At 60.9% G+C, this 9492-nt stretch carries 7 protein-coding genes and 1 pseudogene; 5 read left to right on the forward strand and 3 right to left on the reverse strand.

What is annotated here, in order from left to right; genetic code table 11:
* Positions 1–597 precede the first annotated feature (597 nt).
* Positions 598–3216, forward strand: a complete 2619-nt coding sequence (locus tag ABZ532_RS30795; protein WP_361291123.1) for a LuxR C-terminal-related transcriptional regulator — start codon at positions 598–600, stop codon at positions 3214–3216.
* Positions 3217–3368: 152 nt separating this feature from the next.
* On the opposite strand, the gene ABZ532_RS30800 is transcribed toward ABZ532_RS30795, so the two are convergent.
* Entirely contained in the window at positions 3369–4037 is a 669-nt protein-coding gene (locus ABZ532_RS30800; RefSeq protein ID WP_361291109.1) for a recombinase family protein, read from the reverse strand.
* A gap of 195 nt (positions 4038–4232) precedes the next feature.
* Between ABZ532_RS30800 and ABZ532_RS30805 the strand changes: the two genes are divergently transcribed.
* On the forward strand, positions 4233–4568 hold the full coding sequence (locus ABZ532_RS30805) for a metalloregulator ArsR/SmtB family transcription factor (RefSeq protein ID WP_361291111.1): 336 nt from the start codon (positions 4233–4235) through the stop codon (positions 4566–4568).
* 97 nt (positions 4569–4665) lie between these two features.
* Here ABZ532_RS30805 and ABZ532_RS30810 read toward each other — a convergent pair whose 3' ends face one another.
* Positions 4666–4863, reverse strand: coding sequence for a hypothetical protein (locus ABZ532_RS30810; protein WP_361291114.1), 198 nt, complete (start codon positions 4861–4863; stop codon positions 4666–4668).
* 41 nt (positions 4864–4904) lie between these two features.
* Here ABZ532_RS30810 and ABZ532_RS30815 point away from each other — a divergent pair, with 41 nt between their 5' ends.
* Positions 4905–5342, forward strand: coding sequence for a cation transporter (locus tag ABZ532_RS30815; protein WP_361291126.1), 438 nt, complete (start codon positions 4905–4907; stop codon positions 5340–5342).
* A gap of 48 nt (positions 5343–5390) precedes the next feature.
* Positions 5391–6482, forward strand: a complete 1092-nt coding sequence (locus ABZ532_RS30820; protein ID WP_361291117.1) for an IS630 family transposase — start codon at positions 5391–5393, stop codon at positions 6480–6482.
* On the opposite strand, the pseudogene ABZ532_RS30825 reads toward ABZ532_RS30820, so the two are convergent.
* A pseudogene (locus tag ABZ532_RS30825) lies at positions 6479–6712 on the reverse strand (Tn3 family transposase); the annotation flags it as partial. The gene ABZ532_RS30820 and the pseudogene ABZ532_RS30825 overlap by 4 nt on opposite strands.
* A 2492-nt stretch (positions 6713–9204) precedes the next feature.
* Between ABZ532_RS30825 and ABZ532_RS30830 the strand changes: the two are divergent.
* A partial coding sequence (locus tag ABZ532_RS30830; protein WP_361291120.1) for a transposase occupies positions 9205–9492 on the forward strand: 288 nt, incomplete at its 3' end.

Raw genomic sequence — 9492 nt, forward strand, 5'->3', positions numbered from 1 at the left:
CAAACTCCGCTGCTCGACCACCCGCGTCACCAGCCTCGTCCAAGCCATCCTCACCCTGCATCTGGCCAGCTCAGACTGAGGATGGAAAGGGCTCAATGACGCACGGCTCGGTGCCGGCAGAAGTACTTCGATGACAGGCTCGAGGCGGTCGCAGACCAGGTAGGCGCCGCCGAACGGCCCAAGCGCCCTTGAGCCCTCTCTGCGCGAGACGTCCCACGCGATGTCATTGGCCAGCAGCTTGACTGTGAAGCTGCGCTACTTCGTACGTCCATCGGCTACACATGATCGCCAGGCCCCCCCGCAAACGGCCCCTATGCCGAGCGTATTCGTAAGCAAGCATCGTCTTTGAGCTGACACCACTGCGCCTCATGGATCGTCTTGCCTGAGTATGAATTGCTCAGGTAAGTACCCGTCATATTTGACACGCTCACCACCAAGTATCTGGCGGAGTTGACCGATCCAGAGGTTCGACCCTCCCCGCACTCTGCGAACCTCGCGGACCGGTAGACGACGGTAGGAGATTCCCTCAGTGCAAAGGACCATTCCAGATCAGGAATTGGGGATCCCAAGGGGAGCCTGTTTATGAACGATGCTGCTATGGGTCTGTGGCCCTTCATAGGAAGAGACGCTGAATTGCGAGCCTTCTGTGACGCGCTTGCAGACAAAGAGTGTCAAGGCTTTATCATCCACGGCGACACCGGAACGGGTAAATCGCGACTTGCATCTGAATGTCTGAAACTTGCACGGAAAAATGGTCACCGTGGTGGTCGTGCTGCGGCTCATGCCACAGCAGGAGCGCCCCTAGCTTCTCTGGCACACCTGTTGCCAGTCGGAATCGATAAGAACGACCCAGCATGCATTTTTAGGCAGGTGAACGAATCGCTACGAGCAGCTCGGACTAATTCTACTCAAGGACAGGCTAAGAAGTTCGTTCTCCTCGTGGACGATCTTGAATTGATAGATAGTGCATCAGCCACACTAATCGTTCAGCTGCTGGATTCTGGAAGTGTCCTTCTCGTCGCGACGATGCGCTACGGCAGCCAGCTGCCACAAGTTACCGCCGTGCTGGAGAAGGGAGACCACATGCGCCATGTTGAGATCGCTGATCTAAGCGAAGAAGAGACTGAGGAGTTGCTCGTTTCGGTCCTGCGAGGCCCTGTGGAGCCCAATTCGGTAAGTCTGCTCTATTCTGCGAGTGCCGGAAATCCGCTGTATCTTCGAGAACTTACTATAGGGGCGTTGAGCTCGAATTGTCTGGTTAGCGATGACGAGATATGGCTGGTTGTGGGATCGCTGAGCGGTACTAGCAGACTCGTTGAGCATGTTTCATCGCGATTGGATGGAATTAGCGAAGCTGCGATGAAGGTTCTCGAAACTGTCGCGATATGCGGACCGGTTGAGGCCAGGGATATGCCTGCTAATGCCGTCGATGAACTTGCAAGAGCCCGACTGGTGCAGGAATTTACGGCAGGTCGACGTGATATCATGGAAATGGCTCATCCTCTGTATGGTGATATTGTGCGAAGTCTTCTTTCTGCCGCTCGGCGAAGAGTCATCTGGATTGAGCAAATTAAACGACTTCACAGCCATGGGGCACGCCGGCGCGAGGACGCTTCGAGAATAGCAAGCTGGGAACTGGCGGCGTGGGGGAGGGCTGAACCTGATACGCTGCTCCAAGGCGCAAAGGTGTCACAAGAGTCATGCGATTTCGAGTTGGCACGCAAGCTAGCCTTGGCGGCCTCTCAGGTCACTGAAAGCCTCTTTCCTCGATTGCTGCTAGCACGCGCTCTGCAGGAGCTGGGAGAAATTCATCAGGCAGAAAAGGTTTTGTCAGAGATCGAGGCGCTTGCAGAAAGCGACGACGACAGAATCGCGGTTTCCGTCCAGCAGGCAAGTATGGGGGACTCGGGGATCGTATCTTTGACCGAAGGCTTGCGGAAGAATACAAAGGTTGCTTCAGAGGTCCACACGGCGGACGCGCGATCGTCTATGCAAATACTACGCGGTTCAACCATGGTCTCGTTCAACTGTTTTCACCAAGCACTTCCCTTGCTGGTAGATGTCGCGTCAATGTCTCACGATGAAACCCGCCTCATTGGCCAAAGGGCCCAATGTATTGCTTTGGTCGCCACAGGACAGGTGGAGCAGGGGCTCAATCTGAGCAGAATCTGTCATTTTAACCGGCTGCAACTGAACGATTCCGTTACCTTGCCGCATCCTGTGCAGTTTCTTATTCCTGTCATATTCTCTCTCGAAGAATCTGGAAGGCTTCAGGAAGCCTATGGACTAGGCACTCAGGGGTGGGAGGTCGCCATAAAACATCAAATGCCTGATGCGCAAATGTGGCTCTCCGGAGAGTTGGCTCGTTGCTCATTGCTCCAAGGGAGGCCCCTGACAGCACGGCGGTGGGCGGCACAAGCGGCTGCTCTGGCACGTCGCCATTCCCAACCCGCCCCGTTGCGCTTTGCACTGAGCAGATTGGTGGAAGCGGCGGTGCTGCTAGGCGATCCCACAGGAGCACATCGCGCTATCTCAGAGGCTCGTTCGCTAGTAGAGTTTGGCATGCCCTCGCCGGAAAATGCAGTCAGTGAGGGCTGGTTCGCAGCTTCGCAGGGGGATTTGTCGGCAGGTCGCGGCCTGCTAGCGGAAGCAGCTGCCGCTGCTAGGGATGCTGAACACTTCACTAGTGAGGCATATTTGCTCACTGAAATCGCGCGACTGGGTGGAGCGGTCTCGGTTGTCGCCCGGCTCACGGAGATCACCGGATTCTGCGACGGAGCGCTTGCGCGCGCTAGGGCACAGTATGTACGTGCCTTGGTTCGGGGTGATGCAGATCAATTGCTGGAATGTGCCACCACTCTTGAGAACACCGGAGCCCTTCTCGTTGCTGCAGAGGCAGCTGTAGCGGCCGCCTCGGCTTGGCAGCGAGGGGGGTTCTCCCGCGAGGCAACCGCTGCGAACAACAAAGCAGCTTCGTTGACGTCCCTCTGCGAAGGAGCCCAGACGCCCAGTCTCTTGGCGCGCCAGGCTGCGACACCGCTTACAGGTCGCGAGATGGAAGTTGCCTTGTTGTCTGCGAAAGGGCTCTCTAGTGCAGAAATGGCCGACCGTATGATGATCTCACGTCGCACAGTCGACAATCATCTTCAGAATATATACCGAAAATTGGGCGTTACTAGCAGAAGATCCCTCAGGGAATGGCTAGCGGAGGCTTGATAAGACCAGCAATTTCCGACAATCGACCGCATTCTCCTGATACTCTAGGCGACCAGCCTTGGGAACGGGATTCTGGCGTGGCCGACCCATGTCTGGGTGTGAGGAGTAGCGGTGCAGAAAGTGCCGCTGAGATTGATCTTGCTGGCGTCTGGCTACTCCGCGGGGGCTTGGAGCTGGCGAGGTACGGCGCCTGCCCGCAGTTCCCGCAGGTCGGGGATGTGGTTGTAGAGGGTGCCCGGGGAGACGCCGAGGAGCTTGGCGATCGAGGTGATGGACCGGCCCGGGTCGGGCAGTAGGTCGCGGGCAGCGCGGATGACTTCATCGGTGGCGACGGTGGGGCGTCCGCCGATGCGGCCGCGGGCGCGGGCGGCGGCCAGGCCCTCGTTGGTGTCGATGACGATGAGCTCGCGGATGAACTCGGCCAGGGCGGCAAAGACGTGGAAGACGAGCCTGCCGCCGGGGGTGGTGGTGTCCAGGTTCTCGTGCAGCGACGTGAAGCCGATCCCCCGGTCGCGGAGTTCGGCGACCATGTTGATGAGGTCCTGGAGGCTCCGGCCGTAGCGGTCGAGCGAGGGGACCACGAGGGTGTCGCCGGCGTCGAGGAAGGCGTGGCACGCCTTCAGCTCGAGGCGGAGCGCGGTCTTGCTGGACTTCTTGTCCGCGAGGATCTTCCGGCACCCGGCGGCGGTGAGCGCGTCGAGCTGCCGCTCCAGCTTCTGCCCGCCGGTCGAGACCCGGGCGTACCCGATCTTGATCTCGGTGCGGACGAGCGGCTCGGCGACGAGGAGGTCCGGTGTGGCGGCCGGTTCGAGGACGGTCATGGCCCCGGATCATGTCAGAAAACGGGGGTCCGGGGTTGTTGAACGACTCCGGTTTTTGAAGGGGTTTTTGAAGGCTCTGCGGGGTCCGAGCAGCCTCGCGGGGTGTTCTTCAGAAAACGAAGGTTCTTTGAAGCCTTGGATACCGTAGATGATCCATGGTTCTTTGAATTCAGGATTATGTGTACTGTCGTGGGTGTGCTGACTGTTGCCTCCGACATCGAGGTGCTGGCCCGGTTCGGCCGCGCGCTCGCCGACCCGATCCGCTGCCGCATCCTGCTCGCCCTGCGGGACGCCCCCGCCTATCCGGCCGACCTCGCCGACGCCCTCGGCGTCTCGCGGACCCGGCTGTCGAACCACCTCGCGTGCCTGCGCGATTGCGGCCTGGTCGTCACGGTCCCCGACGGCCGCCGCACCCGCTACGAGCTCGCCGACGACCGCCTCGGCCATGCCTTGGACGACCTGCGCACCGCCGTGGTCGCCGTCGAGACCGACCGGACCTGCCCGGACGCCGACGAGAAGGGCTGCTGCTGACCATGACCGCGGAGATATCCATATCCCTCGGCCCCATCCCGGCCCGGCGCGAAGCGCTCACCCGTCGGATACGGCTGCTGGTCGCCGCGACGATCACCTACAACGTCATCGAGGCGATCGTTGCCCTCACGGCCGGGACGATCGCCTCCTCCACGGCCCTGATCGGCTTCGGCCTGGACTCGGTCATCGAGGTGTCCTCCGCCGCGGCGGTCGCCTGGCAGTTCTCCGCCCGCGAGCACGCCGTGCGCGAGGCGCGGGAGAAGACCACCCTGCGGATCATCGCGGTGTTCTTCATTCGCGCTCGCCGCGTACGTCACCTTCGACGCCCTCCGGGCCCTGACCGGTACCGGCGAGGCCGAGCGGTCCCTCCCCGGCATCGTCATCGCAGCCCTGTCGCTGGCGATCATGCCGTTCCTGTCGGCCGCCCAGCGCAAGGCCGGCCGCGAACTGGGCTCAGCCAGCGCGGTCGCCGACTCCAAGCAGACCCTGCTGTGCACCTACCTGTCCGCCGTGCTGTTGGTCGGCCTGGTGCTCAATGCCACGCTCGGCTGGTCCTGGGCCGACCCGATCGCCGCCCTCGTCATCGCCGCCATCGCGGTGAAGGAGGGACGCGACGCACGCATCCTCGCCGCCTACGGCGGCATCTTCGTCGCCGGGTCGATCGCCTGGGGCATGGTCGCCGACGGCTACCGCCCCGACCGGTACGACGTCATCGGCGCCCTCGTCTGCCTCGCCGGGATGGCCGTGATCATGTACGCGCCCCGCGGCAACTGACCTACTCCTCCTAGTGACCTGAGTCAGAGGTTTTGTCGTTAGTTTGGTATGAGTCGTCCGGGTCCGAAGATTCCGCCGTTGTCAGTGACTGATGCCCAACGGGTTGTGTTGGAGGGCTGGGTGCGGCGGCGTACGACTGGGAAGGCGTTGGCTCAGCGGTCTCGAATCGTGCTGGAGTGTGCTGACGGTCACTCGATCATGGAGGTGTCCCGCCGGCTGCGGATCGCTCCGGACACGGTCCGGACCTGGCGGCGGCGCTTCCTGGAGAACGGCTTGGACGGCCTGTGCGACGAGCCCCGACCGGGTGTCCCTCGGAAGATCACCGACGCGGACGTGGAAAGGGTGATCATCAGGACGCTCGAGGAGACTCCGAAGAACACAGCACACTGGTCGACGAGGTCGATGGCGGCGGCGACGGGCATGTCGCAGTCGACGGTCTCGAGGATCTGGCTGGCGTTCGCGCTGGCACCCCACCGCTCGCAGACCTTCAAGTTGTCGACCGACCCGTTCTTCATCGACAAGGTCCGCGACCTCGTCGGCCTCTACCTCGACCCGCCGGAGAAGGCCCTGGTCCTCTGCGTGGACGAGAAGTCGCAGATCCAGGCTCTGGAGCGATCCCAGCCCGTGTTGCCGATGATGCCTGGCGTCCCCGAACGCCGCAGCCACGACTACGTCCGCGCCGGCACCACCACCCTCTTCGCCGCCCTCGAAGTCGCCACCGGCAAGGTCATCGGATCACTGCACCGCCGCCACCGGGCTGTCGAGTTCAAGAAGTTCCTGGCCAAGCTCGACAAGGAAGTCCCGGCCGGCCTTCAGGTCCACCTGATCCTGGACAACTACGCGACGCACAAGACACCCGACATCAAGAAGTGGCTTCTGGCTCACCGGCGGTTCCACCTGCACTTCACACCCACGAGTGCGTCATGGCTGAACCTGGTCGAGCGGTGGTTCGCCCAGCTCACACAGAAGAAGCTCAAGCGTGGCGTCCACCGCTCCGTCCAAGCCCTCGAACGCGACATCCGGTCATGGCTGGCCGACTGGAACAACCAACCCAGACCCTTCGTCTGGACAAAGACCGCAGACGAGATCCTCGACAAGGTCGCCGCCTACTGCCACCGAATCTCTGACTCAGGTCACTAGTCGGCTTCCTCGGGCGCATCGGGATCACGCAGCGGGCGCAGGCCGCGCTCGGGTCCGCTGCCGTGGATGTTGAACAGGTAGCGGCCCAGGAAGTTGATGTGCCGGTCCTTGAGCGGGGAGAGCCGGGCCACGTCCTCGTCCTTGATGTCGTGGCCCTCGGCGCGGAGCTGGGCGACGGCGGCGCCCAGGTAGCGGGTGTTCCACAGCACCACGGCGTTGAGGACCAGGCCGGTGCCCCATCGGTGTCATCGCACCAGCGGTCAGCCCGGCCCCCTCGGCGAGTTCACCGAGTGCGAGGGTGAGTGGATCTGCATCCGGCTTGTCCACCCAGGAGGGAAACTCCCAGTAGCGACCCTTCACCGCATACCGGTACTGCTCGACAAGATGGAAACCACCGTCGGCGTACGGGATGACAAGCGCGAAGTCGGGCTTTTCCACCAAGCCGTAGATGCCCTCGACGCCGTCGTACCGCAGGGGATTGTCCTCGCGGACGGTCATCCAGCGGTTCGTGTAGACGACGGTCGTGCTGGTGGCCACCAGTTCATGTTCAGGACGCGCTGGTTGAGATGTCTCCGCATGCATGCGCAGACGCTAGCCGATCACTCGCCTGCTGAGATTGGTCCCCGGGTTCCGGCTGTTCACGTGGCTTCGCAGAGGTCATTTCGTTGAGAAAACGTCAGTGAGCCAGCTTGCTCAAACGCCGGGCGGCAACTGCTGCCGCCTACACGCTGAGGGATGCCGCCCAGGGATGCAGCAATCGGGGTGGCTACCCATCGAATCACTCCCACAGCGCAGCCGGAGGCACCGAACATTCAGCAGGAGCTGTTGAGGAAAGTTGAGGATCCTTGTCGGTGTTTGAGTAATTCTAACGGATGCTTTAGAGGTTCGACAGGAGGATGCTCGGGGGTGCATGTCGTGCAAGCTGAACCGGCTAGGTTGAGGTGCAAGGGAGCGCCGAGCAATACCAAGACGGTTTTGTTGCACTCGTGAGATATGTAGTTTCCTCGAAATGAAAGGATTGAATCTGCCTTGCACTTTCAGTCGGAGAAATCTGTGGGGACGGATTCGAGTTCTGCTATCTCTGTAGGTACCGAGGGGGCAATTTCCGAACTCCGGATTAAGGACATTGAGGCGATCTTTGACTATGCTCAAACCTGCGTGATTGAGAAGCGCGCCGCTGCAGTCCTCGCAGATGAAACGAAAATGCTTGCCTTGGAGCAATACTCCGAGGTGAGGCAGTCGCGCACTTGTCAGCGGATTTCAGTTCTGTCGCAAACACTGAAAGCTGCGGCAGGCTGGGCCAACTCTGAAAAGCGGGTGGACTTGTATCCAGGTCTATGTGCCTGGATTGATGATTCGTCATGCGGCTCATCTCCCGTCGATGAAGTGGTGTTGAGGGCGTTCCATGCACTCCCATTGAGTAGGCAAACTGTCCTGTGGCATAGTTACGTCGAATGGGACAGTGTAGCCGAGATCGCTGGCCTCGTCCGCGCCGACTTGGGTACTGTTCGTCGATGGAGGAGTAGCGCTACTGAAGTATTTCGATATTCCTATGTAAAGGCGTATGAGGAGCTGGCGACCAGTGACTCGTGCAAAAAATCCAGTGGAATGTGGGCCGACTGCTATGACGGCTATGGAAAAACTCCGGAAATTGCCGAGCATGTTGGTCGATGTTCCCGTTGCTCAGAAGCATTTGATCAGCTAGCGCAGATCAAGGATAATTGTGGTGATCTGCTCGCTAGAATAATCTTGCCATGGGGCGGGCGAGAGTATGCTGCAAAGCGCCTTATTTGGAAGGATATTAGACGGCGCGGCCCCGTGACTCATCGGCGCCCGGCTCGTAGAATTCCCGCATGGGCGACTTTCGCTGGTAGTATTGCGATCATGGCTCTGCTTGCAAATTTGCCCCCGGCGGGCAGATGGGCATCCGATAGTCATGGGAAGCCCGGCCCTACGTGTGAAACGACGCAACGCGCTCGAAATACGTCTGGAATAGGGCCAGCCGCATCTTTTCCTTAGGGAGGCGAAGCCGGTAGTGGCGCCCTCTGGCGCCACCCTCGAGGTGCTATCAATGAAGGCGAGGGGGTCATTCGTTGCCGACGCTCCTGGAAAGGGCGGCAAAGGTGTACTGGTAAATTACCCCATCAAGCGCTCCAGGGGAGTGATGAGTTTCAATGTGGAGATGAGTAGGTGTCGGTCGATATTTCCATAGTGGAAACAAGTAAGAATTTCACGGAGTCACAGAAGCCGTGACTGTCGGTCCGGATGCCGTTGGTCTTCTCGTGGGAAAGAGGGAGTCGCGTCCGTAGATCGTTTCGGATGAGCTGTGGGCGTTTATGAAGCCGTTGTGCCCTGGTCGCGGGGAGGCCGCGGTGCTTGGCCGGCAGGCTGTGTGTTGGTGCTGGGTTAAGGGTCTGGATGACGGCTGGCGGCGGATCGTGTCCGTCGTCGTGGTGTTGGCGATCAGCGGCTGGGGGTGCGTGGGCGTCTGCCCAGGGCGCACTTCCACGGGGGAGTACCGCTCCCTGAACAGGAGGCGGACCAACGCGTAACTCTCCTTGGTGAACTGAACGCCCAGTTCAACCACGAGGAGTGCACGATGGCCGCCCTGTGCCCGTCTGGGCTGATACGGCTGCTTGAGTCATTACGCTCGACTGAAGCTTCCCCTTGATCGTGGGCACCTGGAGACTGGGACCTGAGGTTCCAGAGGAAGTAGTGCCAGGTGGGAAGTAGCAACAACCGGACCAAGCGGTACACGGAGGAGTTCAGGCGGGACGCGATCGCGCTCGTCGACTCCACCGGCCGAACGGTCACCGAAGTGGCCCGGGATCTCGGCGTCAGCCCGGAGTCCTTGCGTAACTGGTACCGCCAGGCCAAGGCGGACCGTGGCGAGGGCCGTCCCGGCGAGCTCACGGCTGTCGAGCGCGAGGAGCTCAAGCGGCTGCGGAAACTGGCCGCCGAGCAGGCCAAGACGATCGAGGTGCTGCGAAAAGCCGCGGTCTTCTTCGCG

Origin of the sequence: Streptomyces sp. NPDC019396 (assembly GCF_040632375.1) — a bacterium.
In the GTDB taxonomy this organism is placed as follows: Bacteria; Actinomycetota; Actinomycetes; order Streptomycetales; family Streptomycetaceae; genus Streptomyces.

Coding starts and splice junctions, on each gene's coding strand:
- ABZ532_RS30810 (WP_361291114.1), bottom strand. CDS start 4,863: ATGAAGAACACCGCGATGATCCGCAGGGTGGTCTTCTCCCGCGCCTCG.
- ABZ532_RS30800 (WP_361291109.1), bottom strand. CDS start 4,037: ATGACCGTCCTCGAACCGGCCGCCACACCGGACCTCCTCGTCGCCGAG.
- ABZ532_RS30795 (WP_361291123.1), top strand. CDS start 598: ATGGGTCTGTGGCCCTTCATAGGAAGAGACGCTGAATTGCGAGCCTTC.
- ABZ532_RS30820 (WP_361291117.1), top strand. CDS start 5,391: ATGAGTCGTCCGGGTCCGAAGATTCCGCCGTTGTCAGTGACTGATGCC.